At 42.1% G+C, this 16,501-nt stretch carries 14 protein-coding genes; 7 read left to right on the forward strand and 7 right to left on the reverse strand.

Features of this window, described 5'->3' with window-relative positions:
* Both BHV72_RS16950 and BHV72_RS16955 read left to right on the forward strand, forming a co-directional pair.
* Complete coding sequence (locus BHV72_RS16950) at nucleotides 1-693, forward strand: HesA/MoeB/ThiF family protein (protein ID WP_005676169.1); 693 nt, start codon at nucleotides 1-3, stop codon at nucleotides 691-693.
* A 62-nt stretch (nucleotides 694-755) separates the two neighbouring features.
* The gene (locus BHV72_RS16955; RefSeq protein WP_005676170.1) at nucleotides 756-1,364 is read left to right on the forward strand and encodes a thiamine phosphate synthase; all 609 of its coding nucleotides are present in this window, start codon (nucleotides 756-758) and stop codon (nucleotides 1,362-1,364) included.
* Between the two features lie 96 nt (nucleotides 1,365-1,460).
* Here BHV72_RS16955 and BHV72_RS16960 read toward each other — a convergent pair whose 3' ends face one another.
* The 3 genes from BHV72_RS16960 to ppdK all read right to left on the reverse strand — a co-directional run bounded on the left by BHV72_RS16960 (nucleotide 1,461) and on the right by ppdK (nucleotide 5,700).
* On the reverse strand, nucleotides 1,461-2,024 hold the full coding sequence (locus BHV72_RS16960; RefSeq protein ID WP_005676171.1) for a porin family protein: 564 nt from the start codon (nucleotides 2,022-2,024) through the stop codon (nucleotides 1,461-1,463).
* 195 nt (nucleotides 2,025-2,219) lie between these two features.
* Nucleotides 2,220-2,735: an outer membrane beta-barrel protein gene (locus BHV72_RS16965; protein WP_005676173.1), complete on the reverse strand. Its 516-nt coding sequence runs from the start codon at nucleotides 2,733-2,735 to the stop codon at nucleotides 2,220-2,222.
* A 244-nt stretch (nucleotides 2,736-2,979) separates the two neighbouring features.
* Nucleotides 2,980-5,700 (reverse strand): pyruvate, phosphate dikinase, encoded by a 2,721-nt coding sequence (gene ppdK / locus BHV72_RS16970; RefSeq protein WP_005676174.1) that lies wholly within the window; start codon nucleotides 5,698-5,700, stop codon nucleotides 2,980-2,982.
* 190 nt (nucleotides 5,701-5,890) lie between these two features.
* Between ppdK and rlmD the strand changes: the two genes are divergently transcribed.
* Together rlmD and BHV72_RS16980 are read left to right on the forward strand one after the other, a co-directional pair.
* The gene (gene rlmD / locus BHV72_RS16975; protein ID WP_149921635.1) at nucleotides 5,891-7,255 is read left to right on the forward strand and encodes a 23S rRNA (uracil(1939)-C(5))-methyltransferase RlmD; all 1,365 of its coding nucleotides are present in this window, start codon (nucleotides 5,891-5,893) and stop codon (nucleotides 7,253-7,255) included.
* A 34-nt stretch (nucleotides 7,256-7,289) separates the two neighbouring features.
* Entirely contained in the window at nucleotides 7,290-8,210 is a 921-nt protein-coding gene (locus BHV72_RS16980) for an RluA family pseudouridine synthase (protein ID WP_005676176.1), read from the forward strand.
* 80 nt (nucleotides 8,211-8,290) lie between these two features.
* Here the strand turns inward: BHV72_RS16980 and BHV72_RS16985 are convergent, their stop codons facing one another.
* Nucleotides 8,291-8,689: a hypothetical protein gene (locus tag BHV72_RS16985; RefSeq protein ID WP_005676177.1), complete on the reverse strand. Its 399-nt coding sequence runs from the start codon at nucleotides 8,687-8,689 to the stop codon at nucleotides 8,291-8,293.
* 112 nt (nucleotides 8,690-8,801) lie between these two features.
* On the opposite strand from BHV72_RS16985, the gene BHV72_RS16990 reads away from it, so the two are divergent.
* The 3 genes from BHV72_RS16990 (at nucleotide 8,802) to BHV72_RS17000 (ending at nucleotide 12,622) form a co-directional block, all read left to right on the forward strand.
* On the forward strand, nucleotides 8,802-10,436 hold the full coding sequence (locus BHV72_RS16990) for a B12-binding domain-containing radical SAM protein (RefSeq protein WP_005676179.1): 1,635 nt from the start codon (nucleotides 8,802-8,804) through the stop codon (nucleotides 10,434-10,436).
* 98 nt (nucleotides 10,437-10,534) lie between these two features.
* Entirely contained in the window at nucleotides 10,535-11,389 is an 855-nt protein-coding gene (map, locus tag BHV72_RS16995; protein ID WP_149922400.1) for a type I methionyl aminopeptidase, read from the forward strand.
* Nucleotides 11,390-12,622, forward strand: a complete 1,233-nt coding sequence (locus BHV72_RS17000; RefSeq protein ID WP_005676181.1) for a DNA recombination protein RmuC — start codon at nucleotides 11,390-11,392, stop codon at nucleotides 12,620-12,622.
* 309 nt (nucleotides 12,623-12,931) lie between these two features.
* Here BHV72_RS17000 and BHV72_RS17005 read toward each other — a convergent pair whose 3' ends face one another.
* The 3 genes from BHV72_RS17005 to BHV72_RS17015 all read right to left on the reverse strand — a co-directional run bounded on the left by BHV72_RS17005 (nucleotide 12,932) and on the right by BHV72_RS17015 (nucleotide 16,401).
* Nucleotides 12,932-14,605, reverse strand: a complete 1,674-nt coding sequence (locus tag BHV72_RS17005; RefSeq protein WP_122336852.1) for a M56 family metallopeptidase — start codon at nucleotides 14,603-14,605, stop codon at nucleotides 12,932-12,934.
* Nucleotides 14,606-14,657: 52 nt separating this feature from the next.
* Nucleotides 14,658-15,026 carry a BlaI/MecI/CopY family transcriptional regulator gene (locus BHV72_RS17010; protein ID WP_005676185.1) on the reverse strand — a complete coding sequence of 123 codons (369 nt, stop codon included), beginning with the start codon at nucleotides 15,024-15,026 and terminating at the stop codon, nucleotides 14,658-14,660.
* A 196-nt stretch (nucleotides 15,027-15,222) separates the two neighbouring features.
* On the reverse strand, nucleotides 15,223-16,401 hold the full coding sequence (locus BHV72_RS17015; RefSeq protein WP_022042969.1) for a cation:proton antiporter family protein: 1,179 nt from the start codon (nucleotides 16,399-16,401) through the stop codon (nucleotides 15,223-15,225).
* Nucleotides 16,402-16,501 lie beyond the last annotated feature (100 nt).

The raw sequence follows: 16,501 nt of genomic DNA on the forward strand, positions 1-16,501 counted from the left end.
ATGCGATACGACAGACAAATGATACTCCCCGAAATCGGAGAAGAAGGTCAGCTTAAGCTGAAAAAAGCAAAAGTACTCATCGTAGGTGTGGGAGGGCTGGGCTCTCCCATTGCCCTCTATCTGGCAGGAGCAGGCGTAGGCTGCATCGGACTGGTAGACGACGACCGGGTAAGTATCAGCAACTTGCAACGGCAAGTGCTCTATTCCGAGAACGAACTGGATAAACCGAAAGCTGTATGTGCCGCAGAAAGACTTTCCGCACTAAACAGCGGAATCAGTATCCTGCCCTATTCCACCCGGCTGACAGAGGAAAATGCCGGCAATATCATCCGCAAATATGATATCGTAGTAGACGGATGCGATAATTTCGCCACACGCTATCTGATTAACGATATCTGCATTGAACAAAGGAAACCGTACGTATATGGTGCCATCTGTGGTTTTGAAGGTCAGGTTTCGGTATTTAATTACGGAGAGATGAAAAAGAGCTATCGTGACCTCTATCCCAATGAAGAGGAAATGAAGCGAATGCCACCTCCCCCTAAAGGAGTAATAGGAGTCACTCCCGCCGTCGTAGGAAGCATTGAAGCAACGGAGGTACTGAAAATAATTTGTGGATTCGGTGATATTTTAGCCGGTAAACTATGGACGATTGACCTGCGGACATTGCAATCTAACAAATTTTCACTATAAACGTTGGTTTCTGACATAGTTAATTATTAACTTTGCTAAACAATTCAATTTAGCAGAAAGAAATGAAACTAATTGTAGTTACCACCCCTACCTTCTTCGTTGAAGAAGATAAGATTATTACTGCTCTTTTCGAAGAGGGTCTGGATATTCTACATCTCAGAAAGCCGGAGACTCCGGCTATGTATTCAGAAAGACTACTGACACTTATTCCGGAAAAGTATCACCGTCGCATCGTGACACACGAACATTTTTATCTTAAAGAAGAATTTAATCTAATGGGGATTCATCTGAATGCACGTAATCCCAAAGAACCGCATGATTATGCGGGACATGTCAGTTGTTCCTGTCACTCTGTCGAGGAAGTAAAAAACAAAAAGCATTTTTATGATTATGTTTTTATGAGTCCTATCTACGACAGCATTTCTAAAGTGAATTACTACTCCACATATACTGCCGAAGAACTACGCGATGCACAAAGGACTAAGATTATTGACTCGAAAGTTATGGCATTAGGTGGTATAAATGCAGACAATTTACTGGAAATCAAAGATTTCGGATTTGGAGGAGCAGTAATATTAGGCGATCTTTGGAACAGGTTTGATGCATGTTCCGACCAAGACTATTTGGCTGTGATTGAGCACTTCAAGAAATTAAAGAAGTTAGCCGATTAAAAGAGGAGTTGATATTATTCGGATAAAGCGTAGATACGAAAAAAGCCGCTACAAATTATCTTCATAACGGCTTTCTTTATTTGCCAATATTCTGTTTTAGAACTTATATCCTACAACAATAGAAAAGTTCATATTCTTCGGATTGCCCAACTTCTGTACATCTACCAAACCGAATTGTCCATCCAAACCTGCTATGATTCTACCAAATTCCAATGCTACGCCAACACCGAGACCTGCATCAAAACGCTTAAAATCCACACCATCATCACTAAACGTTTTCACACTTTCTCCGGCTATCTTCGTTTTTCCTGCAATACCGCATGCGAAATAAGGACCTGCATTCACTACTAAATTGGTATTATCAGCGACATTGAAACGAGCTGCTCCCATTATCGGCAGTTCCAGATAATAAGCATTGACAGTAAGCGCATCTTTCTTAGCACCTTTACCGGTCAAAAACAAAGAAGGTTGCAATGACCAGGTATCATCAAAGGCATATTCAAAACCTCCGCCAAGCTTGAAACCAACCTTAGCATTCATATCAAGATCACCTGTGTAATTACTGAAGTTCATACCAACTTTTGCATTCCAACCTGTAATTTGTGAAAAGCCCGCAACTGAAATCAGGGCAAACAAAACAAACAAAATACTCTTCTTCATAATTTTAAAGTTTTAAATTAATACTTAAAGTCTTTATGACCTCATTGTTTAACAATACAAATGTATGATTGTAATTTGTATTAAACAACTTTTTCGTTAACAAGTGCATAAATTATAGAGTTTATACATAAAGAAAGGGAATTCCCTATTTTTGGGAACTCCCTTTCCTATTTTTTGTTCGATTTTTCTTATCTATCAGAATGCGTAGTGGAAACCGATTGAAAGATCTTCGCTAGTAAGTTTAAGACCGAAAGAATCTCCGGGAGTGTTTACATTTCTGCGGTATCCCAAGAAACCATATTTAGCAATAAAAGAGAAATGATCGTTCAATTTTACAGCAATACCCGGTCTAAAACCAATCTGTCCTGCCTTGCTGGTATCTCCGTCTTTTACCTTCACAAAACCAATGGCAGCAGCTCCGTCCAAGAACAAACGAACAGCATCGTTTTGATAATAAGACCAACGGATATACGGAGCAACAGAGAATGCATTTGTTGATAAGCTTCCGTTATAGTCATGTGAATAATCCAATTCAGCACCTAACGCCCATGTTTCGTTAAAGTTATATCCGATTTCCGGAGCTACTTTAAAAGACGTAGTATTGCCTGTGCTGTTACGCCAAACGTTGAAAGATCCGCCTACGTAAATGTCTTGTGCTTTTACAGCGATAGCTGCCACCATAACAACTATCAATAATAAACCCTTTTTCATCTCATTTTTTTTAAATTAAACAATTAGACCCCACTCAGGTCTGTTTTTCGAGGTGCAAATGTAAAGCTGTTTTTAGGATTAAACAAACATTTAGTTAGTTTTTTATAATAAATACCAAGGATTTCCTCAGAAGCACCGGATATCAAAGCAAAAACAAAGACAAAATAAAATAGGCTGCGAATACTTTCACAAGTATTTACAGCCTATTTCTTTAGATAGTTAAGTACCTAACCAGTGTATTTAGCTATCCCTCAATAGCAGCCTGCGCCGCCGCCAATCTTGCAATAGGCACTCGGAACGGAGAGCAGCTAACGTAGTTCAATCCTACTCTGTGACAGAATTTCACTGAAGAAGGTTCGCCACCGTGCTCACCACAAATACCACATTTCAAGTCCGGACGAATTGCACGGCCTTTTTCTGTTGCCATACGTACCAACTGTCCCACACCATTCTGGTCGAGCACTTGGAACGGGTCTACTTTCAAAATCTTCTTTTCCAGATAAACAGGAAGGAAAGAAGCAATATCGTCACGAGAATAACCGAAGGTCATCTGTGTCAAGTCATTCGTACCGAATGAGAAGAATTCGGCAGAAGAAGCAATACGGTCTGCAGTTAACGCAGCACGCGGGATTTCGATCATTGTACCTACTTTAAAGTCAATGCTGTCTCCCAGTTCCTCAAACAACTTCGCTGCTTCCGTGCGAATCACATTTTCCTGTTCCTTAAATTCATATAAGATACCAGTCAACGGAACCATGATTTCAGGATGTGTTTCTACACCTTCTTTCTTCAATTCCAATGCAGCACCCAAGATAGCACGTGTCTGCATCTGAGTGATTTCAGGATAAGTATTTCCCAGACGGCAACCACGGTGACCCAACATCGGGTTATGTTCACACAGAGACTCTACACGCTGCTGGATATATTGCAGGCTTACACCCATTGTATCCGCCATTTCCTGTTGTCCTTTCAGATCGTGAGGAACAAACTCATGCAAAGGAGGATCGAGCAGACGCACTGTCACCGGACAACCTGCCATTGCCTTAAAGATACCCTTAAAGTCGGCCTGTTGATACGGCAGAATCTTAGCCAATGCCTTACGGCGTCCTTCCGCATCTTCTGCCAAGATCATTTCGCGCATTGCCTTGATCTTTTCCCCTTCAAAGAACATGTGTTCCGTACGGCAAAGACCGATACCCACAGCACCGAAATTACGTGCTACTTCCGCATCATGAGGAGTATCCGCATTCGTACGCACTTGCAAACGGGTATATTTATCAGCAAGCGTCATCAATTCGGCAAAGTCACCGGAAAGCTCGGCAGCTTTCGTTTCTACTTTACCATTATATACTACACCCGTACTTCCGTTCAAAGAGATGTAATCACCTTCTTTCAGAACAACACCGTCAATTTCTACGGTACGAGCCTTATAATCAATATTCAAAGCACCTGCACCTGATACACAGCATTTACCCATACCACGAGCTACCACAGCAGCATGAGAAGTCATACCACCACGAGCGGTAAGGATTCCCTCAGCAACTGCCATACCGGCCAAGTCTTCAGGAGAAGTTTCGATACGAACCATTACCACACGCTTGCCGGCAGCATGCCATTCGGCAGCGTCATCAGCAAAAAATACAATCTGACCGGTTGCAGCACCCGGAGAAGCCGGAAGACCACGGGTCAGGACTTTTGCAGCTTTCAAAGCGTCCTTATCAAATACCGGATGAAGAAGTTCGTCAAGTTTATTCGGTTCAACACGCATCAAAGCTGTTTTCTCATCAATCATGCCTTGGTGGAGCAAATCCATAGCAATCTTCACCATGGCGGCACCTGTACGTTTACCGTTACGAGTCTGGAGGAACCAAAGTTTACCTTCCTGTACGGTGAACTCCATGTCCTGCATATCCTTGTAGTGATTTTCCAGCTTAGTCTGAAGCGCATCCAATTCTTGATAGATTTCCGGCATGGCTTCTTCCATAGAAGGATATTTCGCAGCACGTTCTTCTTCGCTTACTCCGGCCAACTGTGCCCAACGTTGAGAACCGATCTTGGTAATCTGTTGCGGAGTACGGATACCGGCTACCACGTCTTCACCTTGTGCGTTAATCAGATATTCACCGTTGAAAAGGTCTTCACCCGTAGCAGCGTCACGTGAGAAACAAACACCTGTCGCAGAAGTATCGCCCATATTACCGAATACCATAGCCTGCACATTTACAGCTGTTCCCCATTCGTCAGGAATGCCTTCCATTTTACGATAAAGGATAGCACGTTCGTTCATCCATGAATCGAATACGGCGCAGATAGCTCCCCAAAGTTGCTCGTATGCACAAGTCGGGAAATCCTTTCCTGTCTGTTCTTTCACGGCAGCCTTGAACTTCTTGACAAGTTCTTTCAAGTCTTCCACTTCAAGTTCATTGTCTAGTTTTACGCCTTTCGCGTGTTTCACTTCTTCAATAATTTTCTCGAACGGGTCGATATCCTCTTTATTTGTAGGCTTCATGCCCAGTACAACGTCACCGTACATTTGTACGAAACGACGATAAGAGTCCCATGCAAAACGTGCGTTACCGGTCTTGCGGATAATACCTTCTACCACTTCGTCATTCAAACCCAAGTTCAGAATAGTATCCATCATACCAGGCATAGACGCGCGTGCACCCGAACGAACCGATACCAGCAACGGGTTGTCAATGTCACCAAATTTAGATTTCATCAACGCCTCTACATTAGCAATGGCTTTTACGACATCATCTTTCAGCAACTCAACCACTTTATCACGTCCTAATGTATTGTATTCTGTACAAACATCTGTTGTTATTGTAAATCCGGGGGGAACTGGAATTCCGATTAAATTCATTTCGGCAAGATTAGCACCTTTACCGCCTAACAAATTCTTCATGTCAGCTTTTCCTTCTGCCTGACCATTTCCAAAGGTATAAACTCTTTTTTTATCCATAATATTGTGTTTAAAGTTACATTATGACTTTTTTCTGTTCGCAAATCTAATTACAATCTGGAATATTTCTGCATACACGAAAATTTTCCAAAAAAAATACCTACTTTTGCAAAGTAATTATTAGACTGGTGTAAAAGTGGCAAGAAAGAAAAAAGAGCTTCCCTTATTAGAGAAGGTAACAATCATGGATGTGGCTGCCGAAGGAAAAGCCATTGCAAAAGTAAACGACCTGGTAATTTTTGTTCCTTACGTAGTGCCGGGTGATGTCGTAGACCTGCAAATCAAGCGTAAAAAAAATAAATATGCCGAAGCCGAAGCGGTAAAGTTCCACGAACTATCGCCCAATCGTGCAGTTCCTTTCTGCCAGCACTATGGTGTTTGCGGCGGCTGTAAATGGCAAGTGCTACCCTATCCGGAGCAGATCAGATACAAGCAAAAGCAGGTGGAAGACAACCTGAGACGTATCGGAAAGATTGAACTTCCGGAGATTTCGCCGATTCTGGGTTCCGCAAAAACAGAGTTTTACCGGAACAAACTGGAATTTACATTTTCCAACAAACGTTGGTTGACGAACGAAGAAGTCCGTCAGGATGTGAAGTATGACCAGATGAATGCAGTAGGTTTCCATATTCCGGGAGCATTCGACAAGGTATTGGCAATCGAAAAGTGCTGGTTGCAGGATGATATATCCAACCGGATTCGTAATGCAATACGCGATTATGCTTATGAGCATGACTACTCATTTATCAACCTGCGCACGCAAGAAGGTATGTTACGGAATATGATTGTCCGCACTTCCTCCACAGGTGAACTAATGGTAATCGTGATCTGCAAGATTACGGAAGATCATGAAATGGAACTGTTCAAGCAGTTGCTTCAATTCGTGGCAGATTCTTTCCCGGAAATAACTTCTCTCCTATACATTATTAATAATAAGTGCAACGATACGATCAATGATCTGGATGTGTATGTGTTCAAAGGAAACGATCATATCTTTGAAGAAATGGAAGGATTGCGTTTCAAAGTGGGACCGAAATCATTCTATCAAACAAATTCAGAACAGGCATATAATTTATATAAGGTAGCCCGCGAGTTTGCCGGACTGACCGGAAATGAACTTGTATATGACCTTTACACCGGAACCGGAACTATCGCCAACTTCGTATCACGCCAGGCTCGTCAGGTGATTGGTATCGAGTATGTGCCGGAAGCCATTGAAGACGCAAAGGTGAACGCAGAAATCAACGATATTAAGAATGCCCTGTTTTATGCAGGTGACATGAAGGATATTCTGACTCAGGAATTTATCAACGAGCATGGACGTCCGGATGTTATCATCACCGACCCTCCTCGTGCAGGTATGCATCAGGATGTGGTGGATGTAATCTTGTTTGCCGAACCCAAACGAATTGTTTACGTAAGCTGTAATCCCGCCACTCAGGCACGTGACCTGCAATTACTGGACGAAAAATATAAGGTGAAGGCCGTGCAGCCGGTAGATATGTTCCCTCATACTCACCACGTGGAAAATGTGGTATTGCTGGAACTCCGATAATCTTTAATTGAATCGTCCTTAAAAGAAAAAAGAAATGGAAAAAAGACCGAGAAGAACTCCTGCTGAAAAAGCACGTGCACAATATACCAATTATGCAGTCAAAGAGCCAATGGAACTAATGGAGTTCCTGACTGCCAAAATGCCGGACGCAAGCCGTACAAAACTAAAGTCATTGCTCAGCAAACGAGTGGTATTGGTAGATAATGTAATAACCACGCAATTCAACTTTCCGTTGAAACCGGGAATGAAAGTTCAAATCAGCAAAGATAAAGGAAGGAAAGAATTTAATAACCGATTGCTGAAAATTGTGTACGAAGACGCATATATCATTGTGGTCGAAAAGATGCAAGGACTTTTGTCCGTCAATACGGAACGTCAAAAAGAGCGCACAGCCTATACCATACTTAATGAATATGTGCAACGTTCCGGACGTCAACACCGAGTGTACATTGTACATCGTCTGGACAGAGACACTTCCGGATTGATGATGTTTGCCAAGGACGAAAAAACACAACGTACTCTGCGCGACAACTGGCATGATATAGTGACCGACCGTCGGTATGTAGCCGTAGTAGAAGGAAGTATGGAAAAAGATTATGATACTGTTGTTTCCTGGCTGACGGACAAGACTTTATACGTAAGTTCCAGTGGATATGACGACGGCGGTTCAAAGTCTATCACTCATTATAGAACAATCAAACGTGCCAACGGATATTCTTTAGTGGAACTTGATTTAGAGACCGGACGTAAAAACCAGATTCGTGTACACATGCAGGATTTAGGACATCCGATTGCCGGAGACGGAAGATATGGAGGAGAAAATTACTCTAACCCGATCGGTCGATTGGCCCTTCATGCTTTCAAACTGTGTTTCTATCATCCTGTAACGGGAGATCTAATGGAGTTTGAAACACCTTATCCGGGAGAATTCAAGAAGTTGTTTCTGAAAAAATAGAATAAATACAAGTTAAAAGAAAGGAGCTATACCATTTATACACAAGTATGGCTCCTTTCTATATCTATTATATTATTTTCTTATTGCATTCTCAACTCAATATATCCGAAAAACTCGCCATCAAGATATAGATCACCTCGCATATAACGTCCGCTCACACGAACACCTCTCACCTCACGCAGAGCAAAATCATAACCATAATCAAGGTATAAAGTTCCATAATCTACCCGCCAACGAAAAGGCAAGTCACCGGCAGAAGCTCCGTCATAATCATAGACCTGATAATCAATTCCCAAGCCGTTATTATCCAAGCGAATACCGCTTTCTATCGGATCTCTGTTAGTACCAAATCCCAAATCTCCAACCCATGTTCTCCCCATGAGGTCATCATAAATATCTTCATCATCCTCACATGAAGTAAAGCCGACAAGCAACGTCAGCATCAGCAGAAAACCTGCGTATTTTTTAATCAGTTTCATAATCTTCTAGTTTATTGCGTTTATAAATACAAATTTAGCGTTTTTATTTTACTATATGCTCCAAGCCATAAGTTTTTTGTACCTTTGTTCCCGATAATATTAAAAATTCTACATGAAACTTCTTTGGCTTGATTTAAATAGCTCCTATGCACACTCATCGTTGGCGCTCCCTGCATTACACGCCCAGATAGCAGACGACACTACTATTGAATGGTGTATAGTATCAGCAACCATAAATGAAAATACCGGAATGGTTGTCAGCCGGATTCACAAACACCGGCCGGACATCATTGCCGCCACCAACTGGTTATTCAATCACGAACAGTTGCTACACATCATATCCCGTGCTAAAGCATTACTTCCGCATTGCTGCATCGTACTCGGCGGTCCGGAGTTTTTGGGAAATAATGAAGCCTTTTTATATAAGAACAAATTTGTCAGCGGAGTGTTCCGTGGAGAGGGTGAAGAAGTATTCCCCCAATGGCTGAAAGTATGGAATCACAGTAAAGAAACATGGAAATCAATAACGGGACTTTGTTACTTGGATGAAAACGGTCGCTATCAGGACAATGGAATTGCCCGCGTCATGAACTTCTCTCAACTTGTTTCCCCCGAGAAAAGTTGTTTTTTTAACTGGAGTAAACCGTTTGTACAGTTGGAAACTACCCGAGGTTGTTTCAACACGTGTGCCTTTTGCGTCAGCGGTGGTGAAAAGCCGGTGCGTACCATTCCTTTGGAAGCTATCCGTGAACGTCTGAATGACATTCACCAGCATGGCATTAAGAACGTGCGCGTACTCGACCGTACTTTTAATTACAACAACAAACGGGCTAAAGAATTACTGGACTTATTCCGGCAATATCCGGACATCTGTTTTCATCTGGAGATTCATCCGGCTCTCCTTTCCGAAGAATTAAAACAGGAATTATCGGTCTTACCCAAGGGGTTATTACATTTGGAGGCCGGCATTCAAAGTTTAAAAGAGTCGGTTCTGCAACAAAGCCGCCGTATCGGAAAGTTATCCGACGCATTGGAAGGATTAAAATATCTCTGTTCACTAAAGAATATGGAAACGCATGCTGACCTCATAGCAGGTCTCCCACTCTATCACTTATCCGAGATATTCGAAGACGTCCGTACCTTGGCAGAATATGGTGCAGGAGAGATTCAACTGGAATCCCTAAAGTTACTTCCCGGTACCGAGATGCGGAGAAGAGCAGAAGAACTAGGCATTCAATACTCGCCCCTTCCCCCTTATGAAGTCCTCCAAACACGTGAGATTTCAGTAGACGAGTTACAGACAGCGCATTATCTATCCCGCCTGTTAGACGGCTTCTATAATACTCCTACCTGGCAAAACATCACCCGGATGCTTATTCTGGAAAATCCTCATTTCTTACATGAGTTGCTCGATCATTTAGTTCAGGCAGATATCATCGACACCCCGTTAAGTCTGGAAAGAAGAGGATTGATCCTATATAATTTCTGTAAAAATCATTATCCCGATTACTTGACTCAAGTCAGTATCGCATGGATCGAAGCAGGTATGTCATTAAAGAAAGTTCCCGCCGAAAAAGTCAGAACCAAACGGCAAGTTCCCCCGGAGAGTTGGGAAGTCATCTATGGCTCCTATCGGGAAAAACTACGTCTGTGTTTTCTCCCCGTTGATGAAGACGGACATGGCTACTGGTTCGGATTTGAGTCTGAAATCCAAAAGATAGAACCCGTATTCAAAGCTATTTCATAATGATGAATAATCTACAAGAAAAGTTTTAGAAGCCAAGGAGGCACAACTTCCATTTTATTCTCTACCTTTGTAGAACGATTAAATAACATCATATAATAATGAAAAACTTTATCAAGGGATTCCGGTTTACCCCCTCCAATTATCCGGCAGCAGTAGAAGACAAAATACAGAAATATAGAAAACAAGGATACAAACTTCCGCCTCGTAAAGTGCTCCGTACCCCCGAACAACTGGAAGGAATACGTGAAAGTGCCAAAATCAACACTGCATTATTGGATCATATCGCGGAGAATATCCGTGAGGGAATGTCTACCGAGGAAATTGACAGACTAGTGTATGATTTCACAACCGGTCACGGAGCCGTTCCTGCTCCCCTCAATTACGAAGGATTCCCCAAGAGTGTCTGTACAAGCATTAACGACGTAGTATGCCATGGGATACCCAACAAGAATGAAATCCTGAAAAACGGAGATATTATCAATGTGGATGTCTCTACCATTTACAATGGATACTTCTCTGACGCCTCCCGCATGTTTATGATCGGCGACGTAAGTCCCGATATGCGCAAACTGGTCCAAGTGACGAAAGAGTGTATGGAAATTGGTATTGCCGCCGCACAACCCTGGAAACAACTGGGCGATGTGGGTGCCGCTATTCAGGAACATGCCGAGAAAAACGGATTCAGCGTCGTGCGCGACCTCTGCGGACACGGTGTAGGCATGAAATTCCATGAAGAACCGGATGTAGAGCATTTCGGACGCCGGGGAACAGGCATGATGATCGTACCGGGAATGACTTTCACCATTGAGCCGATGATTAACATGGGAACCTATGAAGTGTTTGTCGACGAAGCTGACGGCTGGACTGTCTGCACTGATGACGGATTGCCCTCTGCCCAATGGGAGAATATGATTCTGATTACTGAAACCGGAAATGAAATCCTGACTTATTAAATGGAATCGATTTTACTTATTGTTATCGCCGTATTAGTGATAGTATTACTTGTACTATCACTAACGAAAGGCAACAACCAAAATCAAGCGGAACAACTGCAAGCAGCCTTACGGCAACAAATGCAAGAAAACCGGGAAGAACTGAACCGAAGTATCCGGGAGTTGCGCATGGAAATGACGCAAGTATTAAATCAGAATATGCAGCAACTCCAGGATGTCCTCCACAAGAATATGATGACCACAGGAGAATTACAACGGCAGAAATTCGACACAATGGCCCGCCAACAGGAAACACTGATTAAATCGACCGAGAAACGCTTGGATGATATGCGTCTAATGGTTGAAGAAAAGTTGCAAAAAACGTTGAACGAACGAATTGGGCAGTCATTTGAGATTGTCCGTTCGCAACTGGAAAATGTGCAGAAAGGTCTGGGAGAAATGAAATCTCTGGCCCAGGATGTCGGCGGACTGAAGAAGGTACTGAGCAACGTAAAAATGCGGGGAACATTCGGTGAGGTACAGTTAGGTGCATTACTGGAGCAAATGATGAGCCCGGAACAATACGACGCCAATGTCAAAACGAAGAAAAGCGGAACGGAGTTTGTAGAATTTGCTATCAAACTGCCGGGAAAAGACGATGTGAACAGCACGGTCTATCTCCCGATTGATGCCAAATTCCCCAAAGACATATACGAACAGTATTACGATGCTTTCGAAGCGGGAGATACCGCTTTGATCGAATCGTCCGGCAAACAACTGGAAAACACCATTAAGAAAATGGCAAAGGATATTCACGACAAATATGTCGACCCTCCTTTTACCACAGATTTCGCAATCATGTTTTTACCGTTCGAAAGTATCTATGCAGAAGTTATCCGGCGGACAAGCCTTGTCGAAACACTTCAGAAGGAATACAAAATCGTCGTAACAGGCCCGACTACTTTAGGAGCCATTCTGAACAGCCTTCAAATGGGTTTCCGTACCTTAGCCATTCAGAAACGTACCGGAGAAGTCTGGACTGTATTGGGAGCTGTAAAAACCGAATTCAGCAAATTCGGCGGACTGCTTGAGAAAGTACAAAAGAACCTGCAAAATGCCGGTGACCAGCTTGAAGAAGTTATGGGCAAACGAACCCGTGCTATCGAACGGAAGCTACGTCAAGTAGAACAATTACCACATGAAGAAAGCCGGAAAATACTTCCAATCGAAGAAGACGGGGAACTATTTGACTAATCCGAAAAAAATAGCGCTAAAACGAATTTGTTAGGAATATCTTTCTTGAATGCTAGAGGGCGTGTCTAATAAGTCGGGGTGGTAGGTAGATGCACAATGCTGATAATAAACAATTCATGCATTCACCTACCACCTCCCCCTACGGGTACTCCTCCTTCCTGAAGGAGGAGAGTTTTAAATACTACCGACTTGTCATTCTGTTATTACTCCAGTAGTCTCTAACTATGCAGTCTCTAAACTATGCAGTCTCTAACTTTGCGATCTCTAACTATGCAGTCTCCAACTATTATCAGTGGAGAAATAAGTATTTTATTGATAGTTCAACTTTAACAAATAATTATTCCGGAGAACTGTCTTCACATCGGTCACTATCCCCATTTCACATCCCTTATCCACCTTCATACTGACAGTAATCTCATTCTTCTTATCTCCCTGTAATGTACAGAAGTCTTTCAAATCTCTCTCCAATTCAGCCAGAGTAAAATTCGTTATTTCTTTCTCTACTTTGCCTGCGGCAGAGAGTAATTTAAGCTGAATGCCGGTAATCTTCATTGTAGTAGAATTATTATATGGATTTTTCTTTCTATCCTTGATAGAAATATCGCCATAACCAATCAAAATAGGAAATTCTTTATCAAGGTATTCCTTACTGTTATTTCCCGATGTTTGGGCAATATCAGCCCGAATTTCAACAAAAGCATCCCGCATAACAGACAACAAATCTTTTACCTGTTCTTTAGGAGTATCAGGAGAAAACAAGACCCCTCCCACTTGATCCTCTGCACTGTTATACTTTTCTTTTGCCAGGCGCTTATGTTCCACCATTGTTTTTTTAAGTACCTCTTTCAGGTCTTCCTTAGCAATCGTTTTATTGTTCAAAGTCAATTGTCCATTAGCATCTACTTTTACGATATGCGCCTGTCGCTCCCGAATCTTATATTTCAGCTCCGCATTCTTAGGAGAACGATTATAATATGCCTCCATTTCATCATCAACAAACTTGAAGATATCCTGATCTTCTCCGGTTTTTGATTGCAATACTTCCCGGACCGTATTTAGTCCTAAGTCTTCTTTCACTTCCGGCTGTGCAAACGCATAAAGCGCTCCACCCATTACAGGCACCACAAACAATAGTTTCAACCGTGCCCACCGATTGGTTCTTTCTTTTAACATCATAGTAATACGTTTTTTAAGTTTAGAGTGATTAAAACCGTTGGCCATAGAGTAGAGCCTTGTACCAACAGCTTTTTTCACCAATAAAAGTTGATATCTCGTTGCATCAATGCCTGTATTAAGCACCCCATTATCCGCTTCAAACTCATGTACTTCCTGCAATTCCCGTTTCAGCAGCCAAATGGCCGGGTTGAACCAATAAAGAATTAACAAACACTGCATACATAATAAATCGAGTGTATGCCGATAACGTAAATGCATCGTCTCATGGAGTAAGATCCCGTCTGTCGACTGTTGTGAGTAGTCGGATACGGAAACAACAATATATTTTCCCCAGCAAAAAGATGAAATAGGTTCCGATACTACAATCAGTTTATACTTCCCATAGGAGCGCCTCTTTCCGTTCCGTATAAGCTGGAACATCCGATAAAAGGAAAGCAAAATCCTGCACAAAACAAACAGCCCGCCTGCCAGATAAACATATCCCAAAGCAATAGGACACCAATTTATAGCCTGCATATTTCCGGTTTCGTCCACTTGCGGCCGAACCCAAAACATTGTGTCCCAAAATATGCCGTCCGCCTGCTCAACAAAAATCCCCTGAATCGTTTGTAAAGGAACAGTTAAAAATGTCTCCTCTTGAGTGGTAAATTCTATCAAAGGGAGAAACATACATCCTATGATCCCCGCCAATATAGTCACCCGGTTGAAGCGAAAAAAAGTAGTTCCGCTCATTAATAATTTAAAGAGCAGATAGAATATTATCAGGTAACATCCGGATTTCAACAGATAAAACAATAAGTCTCCCATAGTAATGACATCTTTTTATCAATAGTGCGTTTCCCAACTATTATTGCAAAAACTATTTTTCGTTTTTCCCTCGTTGAATCTGGTCAATGAGTGCTTTAAGCTCATCAACAGACAATCCTTCTTCTTCAATAAAAGAAGACACAACATTGACATACGAATTATTATAGTATTGAGAAATCACTTCTTTAAGAGCAGAACTTTTATACTCCTTCTCCGAAACAAGTGCATAATATTGATAAGTATTTCCATAAGGCGTATAACCTACGAATCCTTTCTCCTCCAACCCGCGCACAAGAGTGGAAACGGTATTATAATGCGGTTTGGGATCTTCATAATAAGCTAATAGTCCGCGAACAAACATCGGGCCGTTTTCCCAGAAAATACGCATTATTTCTTCTTCTTTTGCTGTCAATCGTTTCATACATTTCTATATTTTCGGTTTAACTCACCAAGTATAACGCCACAAATATAGTATTTAATATCGAACAAACAACTAAAAGGTGCAGTTATTCAACTAAAGAAAACAGTTATTTAACTATTCTTATTAGTAGATCAGTTCCATACCCTATTATTTCCATATAATAACTACCGGAAATAATAGGGTATAGAGAGTTTATTTAATCAGTATAGCTCCTTAAAGCCAGGTTTTTCACCCAAAGAACAAATATTCCGGTCAAAATCAAGTTCAGTACTAAAGTAAGTACAGAAATTACCAATGCCGGACCTCCCAAATTATATCCCAATGCGATAAAAATAATTCCGGCCCCCACTTCACCACGGGTAAACATACCGATAGAAAGTGCCAGTCGTTCACTCAGCTTCCGGTCACGATAGAAAAACATAGGACATAACTTTCCCACGTTCGACAACAAAGAAACAATTACCACATGAAACAGAATCATCCCCCACGACATCATTTCCTGGGAACCTGTCACCGAATATGCCCCCGAGTGCGTTTCCGCAAAATTGACTCCGATAAAATGAGGCATACTCATTCCTACCAGGAACATAAAGAAGAAAGAGATTCCGGTAGAAACTCTCCGTTCCACAGGCGTGTCATGTTCCTTATGCTTCATAATCATACCCAATACAAATGCCGGAAGCAGCACCTCAATATGGATACTTCCCGCCTCTCCGTACAGCTCCTTGCTACCGAGATAGAGTATCTGCGTAGCCAGAAATATGATAACCGAATAGAACAGGATCGCTTTCCAGTCCTGACGCCAGTCGTATTTATTCAACTGTTGCCAACCGGCGGCCAACAGCATAAACACAATCACCACGACAATAATCAACTGCCAGCGCAATCCGATCATCATGATCTGGAGAGGAATCATCAGGATGATCGTATCCAAATCATCGAAAATAGCCAATACCTGAATCTTCTTATAAATCCAACTGGACTTCAGCCCGATAGCGGCGAGCATGGTAAACAAGATTCCCGCTGATGTCGGAGCGGCAAAACGGCTCAACAGCAGGTTCTCTTTCCATGCCTCCCAACTATTCCAATAGTCAGGCGGAAGCAAGATAAACACATAGTAGATAGCAATCATAAACCAAGGCAAAGCAGCAGTAGCCATTGCTATAAAATAATCCTCGGCATAACTTTTCCAGCGGGACTTGTCGAGCACAAATTCCCGGCCCACATTAATCATTATAAAACTAAGACATACATAGAGTAGTATATTCGATATGGACTTCACGGTTCCATACCCCTCACCTGCTATCACCGGCAGGAATTGCGATACGACGAGCCCCAACATCAGGAAGCCCGAAAAAGACAGAACTTTTCTCATATTTCTAGTTGTTTTTTCTCCAAAAGTGATTGCCAAGGAAAGCTCTGCAGACAGAAAGCAATCACCTGGTGTATTAAAAAACTAACCGCAAGGCAATTTG

The sequence above is a fragment of the Bacteroides sp. 43_46 genome, from assembly GCF_001915455.1.
Taxonomy (GTDB): domain Bacteria; phylum Bacteroidota; class Bacteroidia; order Bacteroidales; family Bacteroidaceae; genus Bacteroides; species Bacteroides caccae.

What these genes read in the sequence shown, in the direction of transcription:
- BHV72_RS16950 (WP_005676169.1), top strand. Translation starts at nt 1, where the DNA reads ATGCGATACGACAGACAAATGATACTCCCCGAAATCGGAGAAGAAGGT.
- BHV72_RS16955 (WP_005676170.1), top strand. Translation starts at nt 756, where the DNA reads ATGAAACTAATTGTAGTTACCACCCCTACCTTCTTCGTTGAAGAAGAT.
- BHV72_RS16960 (WP_005676171.1), bottom strand. Translation starts at nt 2,024, where the DNA reads ATGAAGAAGAGTATTTTGTTTGTTTTGTTTGCCCTGATTTCAGTTGCG.
- BHV72_RS16965 (WP_005676173.1), bottom strand. Translation starts at nt 2,735, where the DNA reads ATGAAAAAGGGTTTATTATTGATAGTTGTTATGGTGGCAGCTATCGCT.
- ppdK (WP_005676174.1), bottom strand. Translation starts at nt 5,700, where the DNA reads ATGGATAAAAAAAGAGTTTATACCTTTGGAAATGGTCAGGCAGAAGGA.
- BHV72_RS16980 (WP_005676176.1), top strand. Translation starts at nt 7,290, where the DNA reads ATGGAAAAAAGACCGAGAAGAACTCCTGCTGAAAAAGCACGTGCACAA.
- BHV72_RS16985 (WP_005676177.1), bottom strand. Translation starts at nt 8,689, where the DNA reads ATGAAACTGATTAAAAAATACGCAGGTTTTCTGCTGATGCTGACGTTG.
- BHV72_RS16990 (WP_005676179.1), top strand. Translation starts at nt 8,802, where the DNA reads ATGAAACTTCTTTGGCTTGATTTAAATAGCTCCTATGCACACTCATCG.
- map (WP_149922400.1), top strand. Translation starts at nt 10,535, where the DNA reads ATGAAAAACTTTATCAAGGGATTCCGGTTTACCCCCTCCAATTATCCG.
- BHV72_RS17000 (WP_005676181.1), top strand. Translation starts at nt 11,390, where the DNA reads ATGGAATCGATTTTACTTATTGTTATCGCCGTATTAGTGATAGTATTA.
- BHV72_RS17005 (WP_122336852.1), bottom strand. Translation starts at nt 14,605, where the DNA reads ATGGGAGACTTATTGTTTTATCTGTTGAAATCCGGATGTTACCTGATA.
- BHV72_RS17010 (WP_005676185.1), bottom strand. Translation starts at nt 15,026, where the DNA reads ATGAAACGATTGACAGCAAAAGAAGAAGAAATAATGCGTATTTTCTGG.
- BHV72_RS17015 (WP_022042969.1), bottom strand. Translation starts at nt 16,401, where the DNA reads ATGAGAAAAGTTCTGTCTTTTTCGGGCTTCCTGATGTTGGGGCTCGTC.